The organism is Dactylosporangium sp. NPDC000521 (assembly GCF_042898305.1).
GTDB lineage: Bacteria > Actinomycetota > Actinomycetes > Mycobacteriales > Micromonosporaceae > Dactylosporangium.
On record NZ_JBIAYW010000012.1, the window covers coordinates 167,889 to 187,636 of the forward strand.

General features: G+C 73.8%; 13 protein-coding genes and 1 pseudogene. 4 read left to right on the top strand and 10 right to left on the bottom strand.

All coding sequences use genetic code 11. From position 1 onward, the window contains the following. Nucleotides 1-126: 126 nt before the first annotated feature. From ACFY3L_RS34845 to ACFY3L_RS34855, 3 genes are read right to left on the bottom strand one after another with little or no spacing between them, the layout of a single operon-like run. On the bottom strand, nt 127-2,325 hold the full coding sequence (locus ACFY3L_RS34845; protein ID WP_389333996.1) for a putative bifunctional diguanylate cyclase/phosphodiesterase: 2,199 nt from the start codon (nt 2,323-2,325) through the stop codon (nt 127-129). Between the two features lie 41 nt (nt 2,326-2,366). Continuing rightward, nucleotides 2,367-2,681: a thioredoxin gene (gene trxA, locus ACFY3L_RS34850; protein ID WP_389333999.1), complete on the bottom strand. Its 315-nt coding sequence runs from the start codon at nt 2,679-2,681 to the stop codon at nt 2,367-2,369. A gap of 3 nt (nt 2,682-2,684) precedes the next feature. Next, the gene (locus tag ACFY3L_RS34855; protein ID WP_389334002.1) at nt 2,685-3,023 is read right to left on the bottom strand and encodes a MerR family transcriptional regulator; all 339 of its coding nucleotides are present in this window, start codon (nt 3,021-3,023) and stop codon (nt 2,685-2,687) included. Between the two features lie 486 nt (nt 3,024-3,509). Between ACFY3L_RS34855 and ACFY3L_RS34860 the strand changes: the two genes are divergently transcribed. Continuing rightward, nucleotides 3,510-4,379, top strand: coding sequence for a hypothetical protein (locus ACFY3L_RS34860; RefSeq protein ID WP_389334005.1), 870 nt, complete (start codon nt 3,510-3,512; stop codon nt 4,377-4,379). A 1,504-nt stretch (nt 4,380-5,883) separates the two neighbouring features. Here ACFY3L_RS34860 and ACFY3L_RS34865 read toward each other — a convergent pair. Both ACFY3L_RS34865 and ACFY3L_RS34870 read right to left on the bottom strand, forming a co-directional pair. Then, nucleotides 5,884-9,339 (bottom strand): ATP-binding cassette domain-containing protein, encoded by a 3,456-nt coding sequence (locus tag ACFY3L_RS34865; RefSeq protein ID WP_389334008.1) that lies wholly within the window; start codon nt 9,337-9,339, stop codon nt 5,884-5,886. Between the two features lie 70 nt (nt 9,340-9,409). After that, nucleotides 9,410-12,703 carry a BTAD domain-containing putative transcriptional regulator gene (locus ACFY3L_RS34870; protein WP_389334011.1) on the bottom strand — a complete coding sequence of 1,098 codons (3,294 nt, stop codon included), beginning with the start codon at nt 12,701-12,703 and terminating at the stop codon, nt 9,410-9,412. Between the two features lie 63 nt (nt 12,704-12,766). Here ACFY3L_RS34870 and ACFY3L_RS34875 point away from each other — a divergent pair, with 63 nt between their 5' ends. Continuing rightward, nucleotides 12,767-13,171 (top strand): discoidin domain-containing protein, encoded by a 405-nt coding sequence (locus tag ACFY3L_RS34875; RefSeq protein ID WP_389334014.1) that lies wholly within the window; start codon nt 12,767-12,769, stop codon nt 13,169-13,171. A 70-nt stretch (nt 13,172-13,241) separates the two neighbouring features. On the opposite strand, the gene ACFY3L_RS34880 is transcribed toward ACFY3L_RS34875, so the two are convergent. Further along, nucleotides 13,242-13,673 carry a hypothetical protein gene (locus ACFY3L_RS34880; RefSeq protein WP_389334017.1) on the bottom strand — a complete coding sequence of 144 codons (432 nt, stop codon included), beginning with the start codon at nt 13,671-13,673 and terminating at the stop codon, nt 13,242-13,244. Between ACFY3L_RS34880 and ACFY3L_RS34885 the strand changes: the two genes are divergently transcribed. Further along, complete coding sequence (locus ACFY3L_RS34885) at nt 13,672-14,415, top strand: hypothetical protein (protein WP_389334020.1); 744 nt, start codon at nt 13,672-13,674, stop codon at nt 14,413-14,415. The genes ACFY3L_RS34880 and ACFY3L_RS34885 overlap by 2 nt on opposite strands. A 75-nt stretch (nt 14,416-14,490) precedes the next feature. Further along, on the top strand, nt 14,491-16,035 hold the full coding sequence (locus ACFY3L_RS34890; RefSeq protein WP_389334023.1) for an NAD(P)-binding domain-containing protein: 1,545 nt from the start codon (nt 14,491-14,493) through the stop codon (nt 16,033-16,035). On the opposite strand, the gene ACFY3L_RS34895 is transcribed toward ACFY3L_RS34890, so the two are convergent. The 4 genes and pseudogenes from ACFY3L_RS34895 to ACFY3L_RS34910 form a co-directional block, all read right to left on the bottom strand. Then, complete coding sequence (locus tag ACFY3L_RS34895) at nt 16,019-16,618, bottom strand: nitroreductase family protein (protein WP_389334203.1); 600 nt, start codon at nt 16,616-16,618, stop codon at nt 16,019-16,021. The two genes, ACFY3L_RS34890 and ACFY3L_RS34895, sit on opposite strands and share 17 nt — an antisense overlap. Before the next feature lie 146 nt (nt 16,619-16,764). Continuing rightward, entirely contained in the window at nt 16,765-17,928 is a 1,164-nt protein-coding gene (locus tag ACFY3L_RS34900) for a glutamate--cysteine ligase (protein WP_389334026.1), read from the bottom strand. An 11-nt stretch (nt 17,929-17,939) separates the two neighbouring features. After that, a complete protein-coding gene (locus ACFY3L_RS34905; protein ID WP_389334029.1) occupies nt 17,940-19,094 on the bottom strand; it encodes a M20/M25/M40 family metallo-hydrolase in 1,155 nt (384 codons plus the stop codon). A gap of 48 nt (nt 19,095-19,142) precedes the next feature. Beyond that, a pseudogene (locus ACFY3L_RS34910) lies at nt 19,143-19,699 on the bottom strand (carboxymuconolactone decarboxylase family protein). Nucleotides 19,700-19,748 lie beyond the last annotated feature (49 nt).

Genomic DNA, 19,748 nt, shown 5'->3' on the forward strand with positions numbered 1-19,748 from the left:
GGTTGTGGCTCGGGTGTCGCCGGTTGTGGGCTCGGGCGTGGCCGGCCGCGGCTCAGGCCGGCGCCGGCTTCCGCTCAGGCAGCGCCGGTTGTGGCTCGGGTGTCGCCGGCCGCCGCCGGCTGTGGCTCAGGCCGTCGCCGTCGCCGTCGCTTCCGCTGGGCGGAGGTGGCGGCCTGAGGTTGCGAGGTCCGGCGCGGGCCGGCCATAGAGGTACCCCTGGACGAAGCGGTAACCCAGCCGGTACAGCTCCTCGGCCTGCGCCGCGGTCTCGACCCCTTCGGCGATCGCGGTCAGCTGGAGATGGTTGCTCACGTCGATGAGGGCCCGCGCGATCACGGCCTGCCGACCGGGCGAGCCGACGTGGTCCACGAACGACTTGTCCACCTTCAGGATGTCGACCGGCGCCGTCTGCAGCAGGCCGAGCGACGAGTGCCCGGTGCCGAAGTCGTCGAGGGCGATCCGCACGCCGAGGGCGCGCACCGCGCGCAGCGTGTCCAGGGCGGTGCCGCTGTCGAAGACCGCGGTCTCGGTCACCTCGACGACCAGGTGCTGCGGCGGCAGTCCGGTGTCGGCGAGCACGGCGGCGACCGACTCGGCGAAGCCGGGCTCCGACAGCTGCCGCGCCGAGACGTTGACGCTCACCCGCTGCGGCGCGTCGGCGCCGAGGGTCGCCCGCCAGTGCGCCATCCGGGCGCACGACTCGCGCAGGATCCAGGCGCCGAGCTCGAGGATCAGGCCGTTGTGCTCGGCGACCGGGACGAAGTCCGCGGGGCTGACGAGGCCGCGCTGCGGGTGCTGCCAGCGCACCAGCGCCTCCACCGCGACGGTCTCCCCCGACGGGAGTGCGACGATCGGCTGGTACGCCATGAAGAACTGCGACTCGTCGAGGGCGGTGCGCAGCTCGGCGCCGAGCTCGGCGTGCTCGGACGCCTGCTGGTCGAGGGTGGTGTCGTAGCGCAGCACCCGGCCACCGGTCTTCTTCGCCGCGTACATGGCGACGTCGGCGCGGCGCAGCGGCTCGAACTCCTCGCCGGTGCCCAGGCAGTCCGCGACGCCGACGCTGGCGCGCACCAGCAGCCGGTGCGGGCCCGCCTGGAACGGCCGCTCCAGGGCCGCGGCGTAGGCGGCCACGTCACCGTCGGGCAGCAGCAGCGCGAACTCGTCGCCGCCGAGCCTCGCCACGGTGTCGCCCGGGCCGGCCACCGACCGCAGCCGCTCGGCGACGGCGACGAGGAGCCGGTCGCCGACACCGTGGCCGAGCCGGTCGTTGATGCCCTTGAAGTCGTCGAGGTCGATCAGCGCGACCGCCGCCGGGGTGTCGAGCGCCGCCCGGATGCGCGCCTCCAGCGCCCGCCGATTGGCCAGCCCGGTCAGGTCGTCGAGCATGGCGAGCCGGTGCACCTGCCGGACCAGGCCCGCCATGCGTACCCCCACCAGCAGGAACAACACGACGGCGCAGGTGCCGACGGGCAGCCAGTCGATGTCGTGCGGCCGGGTGATGCCCTGCACGAGGAGCACGCCCGGGGCCAGCAGCGACGAGCTGGCCAGGGTCAGCAGGCGCACCCACCCGACCGTCGCCTGCGTCTCCCGCGCCTTCGGCCGCGGCGTCCTCGACGACGGGTGGAGCCCAGCGGCCGCCCACAGCACGTAGGACAGCAGCCAGCCTGCGTCGACCAGTCCACCGTCATAGGAGGTGTACGACGTGACGATCGAGTACCCGACGTCGGCGCAGGTCACCACGGCGAGCGAAGCGGCGAGCAGACCGATCCCGGTGTCACGCACGGCACCGGAGACGAACAGCCTGGCGAGCATGGCCAGCAGCAGCGCGTCGAACGCCGGGTACGCGAGCGCGGCCACCCGGGTGCCGACGCCGACGCTGCCGTCGTGCGCGATCGGCTGCATGACGAACGTCCACAGCACCAGCCCCGCGCCGGTCGCCACGATCGAGGCGTCCAGCACCGCCGCGCGGCTGCGCACCGCCCGCTGCCGGACCAGCACGAACACGCCGGCGGCGAGCAGCGGGTACGCGGCCAGGTAGAGCGCGTCCGCCACCGACGGGAACGGGTCCTGCCGCAGCGCGTGCTCGTAGTAGCTGTAGACCGCGTCGCCGCCCGCCCACAGCAGCGTGCCGGCCGCGAACAGGCACCACGCGAGCCGTTCCTTCGCGACCTGCTTCGGGGCGATGGCGATCATCACCGTCGCGGCGGCCGCGCCGAGCCCGTCGTAGAGCAGGCTGGCGGACAGGGACCCCGCGGGCAGCGTGAAGTAGCCGACGGTCGCCAGCAGCCCGGCGACCGTCCACCACATCCAAAGCTTCCCCCGCACCTGTGGTACTTCGGCGGGGGCTTCCCCGAGCTGAGGGTGCTTCAGCTCACGCTGTCCAGCTGCGCCCGCAGCTGGGACTTGGGCCGCGCGCCGACGACCTGCGACACCAGCTCCCCGCCGCGGAACAGGCTGAGCGTCGGCATCGACAGCACCCCGTAGGCCCGCACCGTCTCAGGGTTCGCATCCGAATCGATCTTCACGATCCTCGCCCTGCCCTCGTACTCCCTGGCCAGCTCCTCCAGCACCGGCGACAGCCGGTGGCACGGCGGGCACCATTCGGCCCAGAAGTCCACCAGCACCGGCAGCTCGCTGCCGAGCACCTCCTCGGCGAACGTGGCATCCGTGACGTCCTGCATGACTCAGCCCAGCTCCTTCACGATCGTGGCCCGGATCCGCCGCAGCCGCACGATGTAGTCGTCGATCTCGGCGAGCCGGCGGGTGAGCACCTCGACCGACGCCGGGCACTCCGCACCCGAGCTGTGCCCCTCGCGGATGCACTCCACGAACGGCCGGGTGTCCTCGAGGTTGAACCCGATCTCCAGCAGCGCGCGGATCTCCCGCACCAGCCGCAGGTCTTCCTCGTCGTAGTCCCGGTACCCGTTCGACGTCCGCCTGGCGCTGAGCAACCCCTGCTGCTCGTAGTACCGCAGCGCCCGCGCACTCGTCCCGGCCTGCTCCGCCAGCTCACCGATCCGCATGCCGCCAACCGTAAACCTTGCCACCAGCGTCAACGCCAGGCTGTAATTCCCCCCACCGCTGCCGCGGCGGGTCCCGGCGGGGATCCTCACGCTGTGCTTCCGCCCCACCGCTTCCGCGGCGGGTCCCGGCGGGGATTCTCACCCGCACCCCAATGCGCCGCTTCGCGGCGCACTGCCCGCGCCGAGGCGCGAGGCAGGGCAAGCGGCGCATGCGCGCCGCATCCGGTGGCCGGCCTCCGCGACCCCTCCACCACTCACCGCCAACGCTCCGACCCATGATCGAAGTCGTGCGGTGGCCGTTCGGACGGCCACGGCTGTCCTTGGATCACGCGCCGACGTTACGGAGACCACGTTCGTGGTCGTTCTCCGCGTTTTCCACAGCCCCAGCCAGACCCTTCCGCTCCGCGAGGTGTTGCGGCACCGTCGGGCCTCATGGGGGACGCTCAGCATGGCCTCATCGCCCGTTCACAGCTCACCGCCGCCGGCGTGACCAGATCGCAGCTGCGCTGGCGCTTGCGCTCCGGTCGGTGGACCGCCCCGCTGCCCGGCGTGTACGCGACATTCAGCGGCGAGCTCAGTGGTCACCAGCAGGCGATCGCCGCCCTGCTCTACGGCGGCCCCTCCGCCTGCCTGACCGGCGCCGCGGCGCTCGTCGTGCACGGCTTCGACACCGCACCCCGCGAGCGCTGCGTCCGAATCGTCGTCCCCTGCAACCGCCGGGTCCCTTCGACCGGTTTCGTCCGCGTCCACCGTACGATCCGCCCGGATTCCTTCGGCCGGCGCTACGGGCCGCTGCGGGTCGCTTCCCCTGAGCGGTGCGTGGTCGAGGCGTCCAGGTTGTGCGCCGACCCGGGCAGGGTGCGGGCGATGGTCGCCGAGGCGGTGCAGTCCGCCCACTGCACCGTCGAGGATCTGACCCGGGAGCTGGAGGCCGCACCCAAGGCCGGCACCGCCGTCCTGCGCCGAGCCGTGGCCGAGGTGCTCGCCGGCGTCAGGTCGGTCGCCGAGGGTGACGCCCGGGCACTCCTCGCCAGGTCCACGGTGCTGCCGCCCCTGCTGTGGAACCCCGTGCTGAAGGCCCTCGACGGCACGGCGCTGCCCTCACCGGACGGCTGGATCCCCGACGTCGGCCTCGCGCTGGAGGTCGACTCCCGCGCGTACCACCTGTCCCCTGCCGACTGGGAACGCACCCTCCGCCGGCACGCCCGGCTCGCCGAGGCGGGCGCCGTGGTCCTGCACTTCTCGCCCCAGCAGATCCACCGCGACCCAGCGTGGTTCGTCGCCTCGGTCGAGCGCAGCTACCTCGCCCGCCTCACCGCCAACCCCAGACCTCCGATCCGCACCGTCCCCCGGTGAGGCCCAGGCCCGCCCGTCCACCCCACTCATGATCCAAGGACAACCCCGGCCGTCCGAACAACCACCACACGACTTCGATCACGGGTCGCAGCGTTGGCGGCAAGCGATGAAGCGGGGTGAAGTCCAACCGCCGTCACCTCGGTCGCCCCACCGCGCCCGACGCGACCCGGAGCTCGGCTCGTGATCCAAAGACAGCTGTGGCTGTCCGAACGGCCACCTCACGACTTCGATCACGGATCGGAACGTTGGCGGCAAGTGATGGAGCGGGGTGAAGTCCAACCGCCGTCACCTCGGTCGCTCCGCCGCGCCCGACGCGAACCGACGCGGCTCGTGATCCAAGGACACCCGTGGCCGTCCGAACGACCACCAAACGACTTCGATCATCGAGAGGATGGCCGGGCCGCCGTCGCCGTGGGCATCACACGGAACCACGCGGCCCACTCCGAGCCCGCCCGCCGCCACGGTCGCCCCACCACGCCCGACGCGACCCCGAGCTCGGCTCGTGATCCAAGGACAACCGCGGCCGTCCGAACAACCACCAGACGACTTCGATCACCGGTCGGAACGTTAGCGGTAAGCGATGAAGTGGGGTGGAGGCCAGCCGCCGTCACCTCGGTCACTCCATCGCGCCCGACGCGACCCCGAGCTCGGCTCGTGATCCAAGGACAGCTGTGGCTGTCCGAACGGCCACCCCACGACTTCGATCACGGGGCGGAGCATTGGCGGCGAGCGGTGGAGTGGGGTGGAGGCTAGCCGCCGTCACCTCGGTCACTCCATCGCGCCCGGCACGAACCGACGTCGGCTCGTGATCCAAGGACAGCCGTGGCCGTCCGAACGGCCACCCCACGACTTCGATCACGAGGGGATGGCCGAACCGCTGTCGCCGCGGGCACCACCACGCGGAACCACGCGGCCCGCTGCGAGCCCGCCCGCCGACTCGGTCGCCCCACCACGCCCGACGCGACCCCAACGCCGGCTCGTGAGCCAAGGACAGCCGTGGCCGTCCGAACAACCACCAGACGACTTCGATCACGAGGGGATGGCCGAACCGCTGTCGCCGCGGGCACCACCACGCGGAACCACGCGGCCCGCTGCGAGCCCGCCCGCCGCCGTCACGTCGGTCGCTCCATCGCGCCCGACGCGACCCCGACGCCCGTTCGTGATCCAAGGACAACCGCGGTCGTCCGGACGACCACCAGACGACTTGGATCACCGGTCAGAGCGGCGGCGGTGAGCAGGGGAGGGAGCGTGGAGACCGCGGAGTGGGGCGGCGGCCGGCCACAGGGTGCGGTGCGCATGCGCAGGCCGATCACCGGTCAGAGCGGCGGCGGAGGGAATGCAGCGCGCATGCGCATGCATTGGCCCGGGCACCGGATGCGGCGCGCATGCGCCGTTTGCCCTGCCTCGTGCATCAGCGCGGGGCAGTGCGCCGCGCAGCGGCGCGCTGGGGTGTGGGTGAGAATCCCCGCCGGGGGGCGCCGCGGCAGCGGTGGGGGAATTGCAGCTAGCCGGCCAGGTGGCCCCATTGGGGTTCGAGGTCGTGCCAGGTGCCCTGGGCGGCGGCGGTGCCGTCGAGGAGGACGACGACGCGGTCGGCCTGGGTGAGGGCGGCGCGCTTGGAGGTCGAGCCGATCACCGTCACGCCGTGGGCGCGGAGCGCGCGCCAGAGGGCGAGCTCCGTCGTGACGTCGAGGGCGGAGGACACGTCGTCGGCGATGAGGAGCTCGGTGCGGGGGGCCAGCGCGCGGGCGAGGGCGAGGCGCTGGAGCTGGCCGCCGGACAGGCGGGTGCCCTTGTGGCCGATGAGCAGGCCCAGGCCGGCACCAGCGGCGGCGAGGTCGTGGGTGAGCTGGGCGGTGGAGACGGCGTCGTCGGGGTCGACCTCGTGGCCGAGGCTGATGTTGTCGGCGACGGTGCCGGACAGCACGCGCGGGAGCTGGGCGACGTAGCCGATCTGGTTGGGGCGCAGGAACATCTCGGGTTCGGTGACGGGCTCACCGTTCCAGCGCAGGGCGCCGGTGTGGTGGACGATGCCGGCCAGGGCGCGCAGGAGCGAGGACTTGCCGGAGCCGACCGGGCCGACGACGAGGACGAGCTCGCCGCGGGAGACGGTGAGGTCGAGGTCGCGCACGGCGACGGTGCCGTCCTCGTGGACGGCGGTGAAGCCGTCGAGGTCGAGGCGGCGCAGCGGGCGGCGCGGCGGCGCGACCGGGGCGGGAGCGATCCCCCGCGAGAGGTCGACGCCGGGAACCAGCGCCGCGTACTCGGACTCGCCGGTCATCGCGACGGTGCGGCGGGTCCAGACGCGGGCGGAGGGCAGCTGCGAGACCAGTGACGCGGTCGTCCACGCGAACCAGCGGGCCGAGCCCAGGGTGGAGACGGCGACGAGGGTGGCGCCCGGCGTGAGGTGGCCGGTGAGCAGCAGCGCCCACGCGCCGATCGGCAGCAGGCCGCTGGCGATGGCGGGGGTGGAGCGGGCCCAGACCTGCATCGAGATCTCCCAGCGCTGCCGGGCGCTGCGGATCTCGTCGAGCTTCGCCAGGTGGGCCAGGACGGGACGGGTGGCGCCGGCGAGCTTCACCGTCCGGGCGGCGGACAGCGACGAGACGAGCGCGGTGGCGAACGCGGCACGCGCCGCCACCGTGAAGGTCGCCGAGCGCTTCAGGACGGGGCCGAAGAGGGTGGCGGCGAGGCCCGAGACGACGATCGTGGCGGCCATGAACGCGGCCGGCACCAGGGAGCCCGAGACGAGGGTCATCGAGACCAGGACGAAGGCGCAGATCCACTGGTCGATGAGGTTGTCGGCGAGCACGACGACGCGTTCGGTGTCGCCGCCCTGCGCGACGACCTCGGCGGGCGTGTGGCTGCTGACCCGGCGCGGGCCGGTCTGGCCGTGCACGAGGCGCAGGCTGATGCGCAGCAGCTGTCTGACCCACCACTCGGGGAACCACTTGCCGGTGTAGTACGGCAGCGGCAACGGCAGCAGGAGGCCGGCGACGATCCCGACGGCCGGCCACAGCAGGTCGCCGGTGCCGTCGACGAGGTCGGCCCACAGCCACGGCAGCACCGAGCCGTCGAGGCCGAGGAACACCATGAGGGAGAACATGGCGACGGAGACCAGGCCGTACCGGGCGTCGTTGGTGGCGAGCTTGTAGATGTTCCACAGCGTGCGGGCGCGCGGCAGCTTCGGCAGCGGCGGCGGGTCCGTTTTGTCCGTGACGGCCGAGACCAGGGACCCCGGCAACGGCGGAGGCTCGAGGACGGCGACCGCGGAACCGGACGGCGTGACCGGCACACGGACGGAAGACTGCGCCAGCAGCGAGGCGAACCGGGTGGAGGACGACATGGGACCGGCCTCCACCACGGCGCCGTCGGCGAGGACGACGACCTCGTCGCAGCGGCGCACCGAGGACAGCCGGTGCGCGACGATGATGCCGATGCGCCCGACGAGCAGCCGGTCGGTGGCCCGCTGGACCTGCGCCTCGGTGACCGGGTCGAGCCGCGCGGTGGCCTCGTCGAGAATGACGACCTGCGGGTCGCGCACCACGATGCGGGCGAACGCGACGAGCTGCTCCTGCCCGGCGGACAGCGCGTGGCCGCCCTCGCCGAGCTTCGTGTCCATCCCGTCCGGCAGCTCGGCGACCCAGGAGGCGAGGCCCAGCTCCTCCAGCGCGGCGGCGGCCCGGGGCAGCAGCGCGGGGTCGAACAGGGCGATGTTCTCCGCGAGGGTGCCGGCAAGGATCTCGGTGCGCTGCGGCACGACGGCGATCCAGCGGCGCAGCGCCTCCACGTCGAGGTCGAGCAGGTCGGCGCCGCCGAGGAAGACGGTGCCGCGGGGCAGGTCGACGGCGCGGGTGAGCACCTTCGCCAGGGTCGACTTGCCGGAGCCGGTCCGGCCGATGAGGGCGTACGAGCGGCCGCGCGCGAACGTGAGGCTGACGTCGCGCAGCGCGGCCCGCGCCGCGGAGTCCGCCCCGTAGCGGAAGGTCAGGTCCCGCACGACGAGGTCACCGGCCGAGGGCTCGGCGCCGCCCGCGGGCTCCTGCGGCGAGTCGCGCAGCAGCTGGACCCGGCCCCAGGCGCCCAGCGCGTACTGCAGCTCCGGCACCATCCGGCTGGTGTGCTCGACGGTCGCGCCGAAGCCGAGGGCGAGCAGCCACACGGCGGTGAGGCGCGCGCCGTCGATGTGTCCGGAGGTCAGGGCCCACAGCCCGGCGACGACGATGACCGCGATGCCGGCCCGGACGGTCCCGGCGGCGACGGCCGTGACGGCGCCGGAGCGGGTCCACACCTGGCGGCCGCGTTCGAGCACGACGCTGGCGCGCCGGGCGTACAGGCGGAGCACGTACGGACGGGCGAGGCTGGTGCGCACGTCGTCCTGGCCGTGGATGGACTCCTCCATGACGGCGGCGAGGTCGGACCAGGCCTCCTCCTCGCCCATGCGGGCGGTGCCGATCTTCGACGTCGGCTTGCGGAGCACGGCGGTGAGGCCGGCCACGAGCACGACCATCGCGACGCCGGCGGGCCACCAGACGTACAAGGTGGTGCCGATCGACAGCACCCCGAACGCGATCGACTGGGCGATCCGCACGCCGCTGCCGCGCAGCTCGGAGCCGACCTGGTAGACGTCGCCGTCGATGCGGTCGAGCAGCTCGCCGACCGGCGTGGTCTCCAGGGTCGGCAGGTCCTGGCCGAACGCGACCTGGCACAGCCGCCGGCGCACGTCGGCGGACCAGTCGGCGGTGACCCTGGCCATGACGAGCCCGACGACGAGGTCGGTGGCCACGGCGGCGAAGAGCGCCACCGCGAGCACCACGAACATGGTCCATGATCGATGGATCAGGACCGCTCCGGCGACGCCGGCGGCGAGGGCCTGACCGGCGGCGCCGAGGATGATCAGGACCACCACGAGACCGGTGCGGCGCGGCGACGTGGCCCAGAGGTCACGGAGCAGGCGCATGGTGGGATCCCCCCGGATCGTTGTGGCGGCCTCTCAGCCTGCGCCTCGACGCGGGGTATTTTCAAACCATTTACAGGAGATCGACCGCCGTCTCGATCGACAGGGCGTGACCTCTGGCGACCGCCGCGGCACGCTCCGCGACCGGCAGGGCGGCCTCGGCGTCCGCCGTGAGCGTGGCCACGTGCGGGCGGGTGCGGTCGGGGCCACCTCTGGTCTTCCGGGCCGCCGTGAGCAGCGTCACGGCCGTGGCCGGGTCGCCGTCGAGGAGCAGGACCTCCGCCGCGTCCTCGAGCACCGCTCCGGCGACGGGCCCGTCGAACGCGTCGCGGGCGTGTTCAAGAGCGACCGCGGCCATGGTACGAGCGGCCGCCGTCGCTCCTTCCCGGGCGCGCACCACGGCCAGTCCACCGTGGACGGCCGCGAGCAGCTGCGGCGAGGCGCGGTCGGCGCCGAGCACCTCGGCCGCGCGGTAGTACCGCTGCCGGGCATCGGCGAGCCGGCCGGCCCGCAGCGCCCGGTCGGCGTGCACGTACTCGACGTACGCGATCCCGTCGGGCAGCCCGACATCGAGCGCCGTCCGCCGAGCCTGGGCCAGCATCGCCTCCGCCTCCTCCGTGCGGCCGAGCAGCTCGTACAGCTGGGCGAGCCGCACCTCGGCGGGCGGCCGGTCCTCGGTGGCGCCGAGCACGTCGAACAGGCGCAGCCCTTCCTCGATGTGCCCGGCGGCGGCCGCGTGGTCGCCGCGGCGGGCGTGGATCTCGCCGAGGGACTGCAGCGACGCCGCCATCCCCCACCGCTCCCCGATCGCCCGGAACCCGGCGAGCGCACGGTCGAAGCGCGCGACCGCGGCGTCGTACGGGATGCCCACGTTCATCTCGGCGTGGCACAGCAGCAGCTGGCCGAGGCTCGCCAGCCACGGGTCGGGGTCGTCGAGGAGCGTCCCGATGCGCTCGATGGTGGCCTCCGTCGACCCCTGGCGGAACAGCATCGCGACGGCCTGGAACAGCCGGAACATCGGATGGTCGCCCTGGTGGGCGAACGCCTCGTCGAACCACTCGTTCACCTGCGTGGCCTCGCCGACGCCGTCGAACCCGTTGACGGCGGCGACCCCGCACGCCATCGCGCGCGCCCCGGGGTCGCACGGCCCGTCGAGCGCGAGGGCGGCGACGGCCAGGGCGCCGCCCTCGACCCGGTGGCCGCGCATCCACCAGTACCAGCTGAGCGCCAGCACGAACCGGACGGCGAGGTCGGCGTCCCCGTCGGCGATCGCGCGGCGCAGCGCACCGTGCAGGTTGTCGTGCTCGGCGGACAGCACGGCGAGGGACTCGAGCTGCCCGGCGGTGCGCAAGGACGGCTCGAGACGGTCGGCGAGCGCCAGGAACCAGGTCGCGTGCCGGTGCCGCAGCCGCGCGGTCTCGCCGTGCTCGTCGAGGCGCTGCAGGCCGTAGGCGCGGATGGTCTCCAGCATCCCGTACCGCCCGCCGGCCTCCACCAGCAGCGACTTGTCGACCAGCGCGGCGACCAGCTCGACCGGGTCGCCGAGCGCGCCGTCCGGGTCGCAGACGGCCGCGGCCGCCTCGAGGGTCGCGCCGCCCGGGAAGACGGCGAGCCGGCGCAGCATCGCCCGCTCGGGCTCGGTGAGCAGGTCCCAGCTCCAGTCGACGACGGCCCGCAGCGTCTGGTGGCGTGGCAGCGCCGTGCGGCTCCCCCGGGTCAGCAGCCGGAACCGGTCGTCGAGCCGGTCCGCGACCTGCGCCGGGGTCATCGACCGGCAGCGCGCCGCCGCCAGCTCGATCGCGAGGGGCATCCCGTCCAGCGCCCGGCAGATCCGGAGGGCGGATCCGTCCAGCCGGAAGCCCGGTCGTACAGCGGCCGCACGATCCGACAGCAGCCGCACCGCCGCCGAGTCCAGCGCGTCCGCGGGCAGCGGCCCGACCGGCAGCAGCACCTCCCCGGTGATGCCCAGCGGCTCCCTGCTGGTGGCGAGGATGCGCAGGTGCGGGCAGTCGCCGAGGAGCCGGTCCGCGAGCGCCGCGGCGGCCTCGACGACGTGCTCACAGTTGTCGAGGACGAGGAGGATCCGCCGGTACGACAGTGCCTCCGCGATCCTCAGCAACGCCGCGGTCCTCTCGGCGGCCGCCGCCGTCGCCCGCCGGACCGGCCCGGCCGCCGCCGACGGGTCCCGCATGCCCAGCCCGGTCCACACCGCCTGCACGACGTCTCCGGGGTCCGTGACGTTGGCCAGCTCGACGATCCACACCCCGTCCCGCGGCGCGGCGGCCCGGCCGGCCTCGGTCGCCAGCCGCGTCTTGCCCGCTCCCCCGGGCCCGACGAGCGTCACCAGCCGCGCCGTCCCCAGCGTCTCCTGCAGCGTCCGCAGCTCCTCGCCCCGCCCGACGAAGCTGGTGAGCGGCGCCCGCAGATTCCCGCCGCCGTTCGCCGCGCGCTGGTCCAGCCGCACCGAAGGCACCTCGGAGGACCGGTGGTTCCCCGGGGCGGTGGTGGGCGAGGCTGGGTCGCTCGCCGGAGTCGCGGGGGTGGAGGTGCGGTGGCGTGCCGGGGCGGGGTGGTCCGACGGCGCATCGTGCGGCGCCGGCCCGTGCGTCAGGCCCGGCGCGGCGGGGACACCCGCCCCCGCCGGGAGCGTGTTGTGCAGGATCGCCAGGTAGGTGGAGGTCAGCGCGGCGGACGGGTCGGCGCCCAGCTCTTCGGCCAAGGTCTCGCGGCAGCGGGCGTAGGCGCGCAGCGCGTCGGCGGTGCGACCCTCGGCGTGCAGGGCGCGCATCAGCAGGTCGACGAGGCGCTCCCGGAGCGGGTGGGCGGCGACGGCGGCCTCCAGGTCGGCCACGACGCGGCGGCCGAGGGACAGCTCGGCGGCGGTCCGGTCCTCCGTCGCGGACAGGCGCAGCTCGTCGAGCCTGGCCCGCCGGCCGAGCACGAACGGCGCCTCCCCCGCGTCCTCGAGCGCCGGGCCCCGCCACAGCGACTCCGCGTCGCGGAACAGTGCCACCGCGGCGGCCGGGTCCTCGGCCAGCAGCGTCCTGGCGCGCTCGACCAGGTCGGCGAACAGGAGGTGGTCGACGTCGCGGGGGTCGACGTCGAGCAGGTAGCCGGACGGGCGGGCGACCAGCGTCCCGTCAGGCAGGATCCGGCGCAGGCGGGACACGAGGGACTGCAGGGCGTTGGTGGCGTCGCCGGGCGGGGTGCCGCCCCAGATGCCGTCGGCGAGGCGGGCGCCGGTGACCGGCCGCCCGGCGTCCAGCGCGAGCAGCGTGACCAGCACCCGCAGCCGCGCACCGCCGATCTCGACGGGCGCGCCGGACGCGGCCCGCACCTCGAGCGGCCCCAGCACCCCGATCCGCACGTCCCCGATTGTGCCCCGCCGCGAACAGAACGAGGGTTTCCACCCGGCGCCGCGCGTTGTACCGTGCCGAGAGAGCGCTCTCCCACCTTCATCATCTACGACCTGGCGATCGGTGGCGGCTTCCCCGACGCGTTCGGCGGCGGGCCCAACGCCGCCACGGTCTCCGGCGGGCAGCTGAACATCGACTGGGTCGCCGTCTCCAACAAGGGCCCCGGCACCGTGCCGCCGACGAACAACGTCGCGCTGGGCAAGCCGACCACGGCGTCGTCGTCCGAAGGCGGAGCGGGCTGCCCGGCCTGCGCCACCGACGGCAGCGGCACCACCCGCTGGTCGAGCGCCTTCCGCGACCCGCAGTGGCTGCGGGTCGCTGAAGGCACTGTCATGAACGTCAACAAGGTCGTGCTGAACTGGGAGGCCGCCTACGCGAAGGCGTTCCAGGTGTACGCCATGACCTGCTGCACTCCGTAGCGACGCCCCGGGCGTGTCGGCCGGTCGGTCATCGGGATCCGGCCGGCCGCACGTCGCGAGCGGCGCAGTATCACAGGATGTGCCCGACCCGTGCCACGGCAACCGGATCGAACCGGTCCGGGCCCGTGCCCGCCACCGGCCCGCAACGGCCGGCCGTGACGCTTGCCCAGCAGGCACGGCAGGGGCAGACATGGAGGTCGGGCATGGCACGGAAGCTGTGGGCGCTGGCCGCGGCGGTGACGGTCGGGGTGGCGCTCGCCCCGGCCGCGGCGTCCGCCGCCACGAACAGGCCCGCCCCCGCGGCGGCGAAGCCCACCGCGCCGAAGACCACGACGGCGAAGCCCGCCGCAGTGAAGACCACGACGGCGAAGCCCACGGCGACGACGACTCCGCCGGAGACCACCGCGGCGACGACCACGACGGCGAGGCCCGCCGCGACACCGACCGCCACGACGAAGCCGGCCGCCGCGCCGGCCAAGACGGGCACGACGGCGACGACCATGTCCAGCTCCCGGGCGATGTGGCTGTGGTCGCAGGCGGACCCGGCCGCCGTCGTGCCGTGGGCCACCGCGCAGGGCGTCACCGAGATCTTCGTGGCGGTGCCGTGGCAGCCGACCGCCGCGCAGCTCGCCCGGTTGAAGGACCTGCGGACCCGCACGCGCGCCGCCGGCATCCGGCTCTCCGCGCTCGGCGGCGACCCGTCGTGGGCCCTAGACGCCGCGTCGGCCGTCGCCTGGCGCAAGCGGGCCACGGCCACCGGCCTGTTCGACGGGGTCCATCTGGACGTCGAGCCGTACCTGCTGCCCGGCTGGACCACCGACCAGCCGCGGATCGTCGCCGGCTACCTGGCGATGCTCGACGCGGTCCGCACCGCCGGCCCGGAGCCGCTCGACGTGGACGTGCCCTTCTGGCTCGCGACCGTGCCCGCTGGCAAGGGCAACCTCGCCGACGCCGTCATCGCGAGGGTGCACGCGATCACGGTCATGTCCTACCGCGACAGCGCGGCGGGCGTCGCCGACGTCGGCGCGGACCTGCTCGCCCGCGGGCAGAGCGCCAGCCGCCCGGTGCGCCTCGCCGCGGAGACTCAGCCCCTGGTCGACTGCGCCTACTGCACGTTCGCCTCGGGCACCCGGTCCGCCCTGTCCACCGCCTTGTCCACTGTGGACAGCGAGGCCGCGCGGTACACCTCCTTCAACGGCATCGCGATCCACGACTACGACAGCTGGACCCGCATGGCCGCGTGAGCCTTGACACCCGTCGCTCTTCCCCACCAAGGTTCGGTGCAACGCATCGCCGTCGGGAGAGCGGAAGGGCTAAGGATGGCCAAGAGCGAGCACAGGTACGTCATCGTCGGGGCGGGACCCGCCGGAGTTCAACTGAGCTACTACCTTCAGCAGCACGGTGCCGACTACCTGACGCTCGAGAGCGGGGACGCGCCCGGCGGCTTCTTCACCAGGTTTCCCCGGCACCGGCGGCTCATCTCGCTGAACAAGGTGCACACGGACAGCACCGATCCGGAGATCCGGCTGCGGTGGGACTGGAACTCCCTGCTCAACGACGACCCGGAGCTGCTGTTCCCGAAGTTCAGCGAGGAGTACCTGCCGGCGGCCGACGACCTCGTGGGCTACCTCGCGGAGTTCCAGCGGGTGCACCGGCTCAACATCCGCTTCGGCACGACGGTCGAGCGGATCAGCCGGACGGATGGCGGGTTCACGGTGCGCACCGGGCAGGGCGACGTGCGCGCGGAGTGCGTGATCGTCGCGACCGGCTGGGGGGCACCGTTCGTGCCGGCGATCAAGGGCATCGAGCACGCCGTCGGGTACGAGGACATGGACATCGACCCGAAGGCCTACGACAACCAGCGGGTGCTGATCATCGGCAAGGGCAACTCGGCGTTCGAGACGGCGTCGGCGATCCTGGGGCGGGCGTCGATGGTGCACCTCGCCAGCCGTCAGCCGCTGCGGCTCGCGTGGAACACCAAGCATCCCGGGGACGTCCGCGGGCAGTACGGCGCGATCCTCGACAGCTACCAGTTCAAGACGCTGCACTCGGTGCTGGACTGCACGATCGACGAGATCCGGCCCGTCGACGGACGCTTCCAGGTGTCGATCACGTACACCCACGCCGAGGGCGAGACCGCCGTGCTCGACTACCACACGGTGCTGCGCTGCACCGGCTTCCGGATGGACACCGGCATCTTCGACGAGACGACGAGCCCGCAGATGATCCGCGACGGGCGCATGCCCGGGCTGCGCCCCGACTGGCAGTCCAGCGACGTCAACGGACTGTACTTCGCCGGCACCATCGCGCAGGCGCGGGACGTGAAGCACGCGTCGTCGCCGTTCATCGACGGCTTCCGGTACAACCTGCGGACGTTCACCCGGATCCTGCGGGAGCGGTACGAGGGCGTGCCGCTGCCGCGCACGGCGACGCCGGCCGATCCCGGGTCGCTGGCGGAGCTGATGCTCGACCGGGTCAACTGGAGCTCGGCGCTGTGGACCCAGTTCGAGTACCTGTGCGACGTCTTCGTCCGCGACGACGCCACCGGCGACTTCCACCACTACGAGGACCTGCCCGAGGACTACGCCGTGGACCGGTTCGCGGACGCCGGGCACTGGTACACGCTCGCGCTGCGGTGGGGGCGGGACGACTACGGCGACGTCTTCGCCATCGAGCGCCACCCGACCCCCGACCGGGCGAGGGAGAGCGCCTTCATCCACCCGGTGATCCGCCGGTACCGCGGCACGGAGCTGGTCGCCGAGCAGCACCTGCTGGAGGACCTCCTCGCGGAGTGGCGGCGCCCCGACCGGCACGTCGAGCCGCTCGTCGACTTCCTGGCCAAGGACTTCACCAGCGGACCATGACCTCCTCGAGGGGTTTGCGGGTCAGGTCCGGGACGCGGGCGTCCGGCGCGGGGTAGCCGACGGGCATCACCACGTACGGGCGCTCCTCCGGCGGGCGCTCGCACACCTCGTTGAGGAACCGCATCGGGCTGGGCGTGTGCGTCAGGGTGACCAGGCCGGCGTGGTGCAGCGCGGTGATCAGCAGGCCGACCGCGATGCCGACGGACTCCTTGACGTAGTACGGCTTCGGGCTGTGCGGCCCCCGGTGCACCTCGAACACGACGATGACGGCGGGTGCGGTCTCCAGGAACGGCTTGTGCCAGTCGGTGCCGAGCGCGGAGATCGCACCCAGCCACTCCTGCGGGGCGCGCTGCTCGTAGAACTCGCGCTCCTCCGCCTCCGCCGCCTCGCGCAGCCGGCGCTTGCGGGCCGGATCCGTCAGCACGACGAACCGCCACGGCTGCACGTTCGCGCCGCTGGGCGCGGTCGAGGCGGCGCGGATCGCGGCCTCGATCACCCCGTCGGGCACCGGGTCGGCGGCGAAGTCCCGCACCGAACGGCGCTGCGCCATCCGCTCCGCGAACCCCTCCGCCGCGCGGACCATGTCCGCCGGTGGCCTGCGGTCGTGCCGGATCGGAACGGTGGCGAGCAGCTCTGCGTCGGTCACCAGTGGCCTCCCTGCAACGGTCGGCCGGTCGCCCAGGCGGCGCCCGGTTCCTCCAGCGTCGCGGAGACCGGTGCGGTTCGTCGCTACGCGGACGTGCTCTCTTCGAACGTCATCGATGTCACGGGTACGCCCGGGGCGGTGTGGGTGACGAGGTCGTCGACGACGTCCGCGAGACGGTCGCGCCGCGCGGCGGCGGCGCGCTGGCGGGTGGCGCCGTCACCGCCGGTGGCGAGCCGGGCCAGCCAGTCCTCGACCCGCACGCGGTCGCCCGCCTCGTCCAGCGCCGGCCGGGCGAGCGCCACCAGCCGCTCGGCCAGCGCCGCCGCGGGCAGCAGCCGTCCGGTGGCGACGTCGACGCCGTGACCGCCCATCCCGTCGCGGGCGGCCCGCCAGTACGACAGCCGCAACAGCTCAGGGAGCGGCCTCGGCCCCTCGTCGCCCTTGTCCACGGCGTCGCCGGCGACCACGACAAGTGCCCGCACCAGCGCCGCGAGCGCCGCGGACTCGCCGGCGGTGACGGGCACGTCAGCCACCCGGACCTCGAGGGTCGGGTGGTTCGCCGACAGCCGCAGGTCCCAGAAGATCGTGCCCCGGTCGACCAGTGCGCCCGCCTCGAGCAGCAGGTCCACGTGGTCGTCGTACTGGCGGGCGGAGGTCAGGAACGGCGGCGGGCCGGCCACGGGCCAGCGCCCCCACGTCACGCTGCGCCAGCTCGCGTAGCCGGTGTCCCGCTCGGCCCAGTAGGGCGAGTTGGCCGTAAGGGCGATCAGGACCGGCAGGTGCGGGCGCAGGTGGTTGCCGATCAGCACGGCGCGGTCCCGGTCGGGCTCCTCCACGTGGACGTGGACGGCGCAGATCGCGAGCTCGTCGTGCAGGCCCCGGAAGGTGGCGTTACCGCGGTCCTGGCGGGCCCCCTCGGTGATGGGCGGCGGCACGGCCCGGCCGAGCACGGGCGAGCCGCTCGCGATCACCCGCAGGCCCGCCGGCACGGCCGCGGCCTGCACCGCGGCGCGGGCACCGGCGAGCTGCGCGGCGAGGTCGTCCACGCTGCGGCACGGGTCGGTGCGGGTCTCGACCTGCAGCTTGGTGATCTCGCCGCCGACCCTGGCGCCGAGGGCCGGGCGCGCCGCGTCGACGACCGTCGCGGCCTCCGGGACCACCTCACCCGTGGCGGCGTCGACGACGAGGAACTCCTCCTCGACGCCGACCAGAGGGACTGACGATGCCGGGCGCTGCGCCGAGGTCATGCCGACGCACGTTACGGGATCCCGCCCGCCGTTGCCGCCTCGGCGCGCCTGGCCGCGGCGAGTGTTTCTGTGAGCCCGGCGAGGAGTGCGGCCCGCTCCGGCATGCGGTCCAGGCGGATGTACTCGTCGGCGGCGTGCGCTCCGCCGCCGACCGCGCCGAGGCCGTCGAGGGTCGGCACGCCGAGCGCGGCGGTGAAGTTGCCGTCGGACGCGCCGGCGGCGTACGCGCCGGTGAGGTCCGCGATGCCGAGCCGCCGCGCGGTCGACCGGGCCAGGTCCAGCAGCGGCCGGGCGAGCTCCGCCGGCATCGGGTACCGGTTGATCCCGCCACCCACCGCCAGCGTCGCCTCCGACAGGACCGGCACCAGCCCGCGGATGGCGTGGTCGACGCGCTCGAGCTCGTCCCTCGTCCAGGCCCGCACGTCGACGGCCAGGCTGGCGCTCTCGGGCACCGTGTTCGTCGTGGTGCCGGCCGACAGCAGCGTCGGTGTGACGGACGTGCCGCCGCTGTCGGCCACGCCGAGCCGGCCCAGCGCGAGGACCTGGTGGGCCACCTCGACCGTCGCGTTGATCCCGCGCTGCGGCTCGACGCCGGCGTGCGCGGCGCGGCCCTGGACGGTGACGCTGTAGACCGAGCCGCCCTTCCTCGCCACCTTCACGTGCCCCTCCGGCGTGGCCGCCTCGCAGACGAGCACGGCGGCGGAGCGGCGCGCCTCCGCCTCGATCAGCGGCCGCGACGTGACCGACCCGGTCTCCTCGTCGCAGGTGAGCAGCACGCCGACCGCCGAGGTGTCCTCGATCAGGCGCAGGGCCGCGAGCATCTGCACGATGCCGCCCTTCATGTCGAGCACACCGGGCCCCGTCGCGATGTCGCCGCGCACGGTGAAGGGCCTTGACCTGGTCGTGCCAGCCGGGAAGACCGTGTCGAAGTGGCCGAGGAGCAGCACCCGCTGATCGGCGGCCGGCCACAGCAGGTGCGGCAGGCCGTCGATCACGACCCGCCGGGCGGGCCGGCCGAGCACTTCCGAGCCCCAGCGGGTCAGCAGGTCGGCACAGGATTCGAGATGGGGCAGCGAGCCCGGGGCCGACTCGCACGCGACGAGCGCGGCCAGCCGGTCGACCATGTCTGCCCGGAGTTGCTGCGCGGACTTGAGCAGGCGATCCATCCATCGACGATCGCAGTTGGATCGGCGCGGGGTCACCCTTGTGTTTGCTCAGTCCATCGGGATGGCGTTGCCGTAGCCGACCTCGACGATGCGGCGGGCGGACTCGGCGTACGCGTCCCGGCCCTCGGGCGCGAACGTGCCGAGCCCGTCCACGTACCGGTTGAACATGCAGAACGCTGCGGCGATGAGGACCGTGTCGTGGATCTCCACGTCGGTCGCACCCTCCGCGCGGGCCGCCTCGACGAGCCCGGTGGTCACCTCGCGGCCGCTGACCTGCACCGCGCCGGCGATGCGCAGCAGCGCCCGCAGCTTGGCGGAGACCGGGGCGGTGTCGAGGTCGGCGCGCACCTGGTCGACGAGCGTGTACCCCTCGTCGAGCTGCACCGCGGCGAACGCCGAGTGCGACGCGCAGCAGAAGTTGCAGTCGTTGCGCCCGGACACGTACGCGGCGATCAGCTCCCGCTCGCCGGCCGGCAGCGAGTGCGGGGCGCGCAGCAGTACTTCGGCCAGTTCGTTGAGCGGCTTCGCCGTCTCCGGGCGGAACCGCATCGGCCCGTGATGCCTGGGAACTGCTTCTCGTCGACCCCGAGATCGATGTGTGCCATGTCGCTCCCCTTCCGGTAGTGGCTGTCACGATGCCACTTCTTCCGGCGT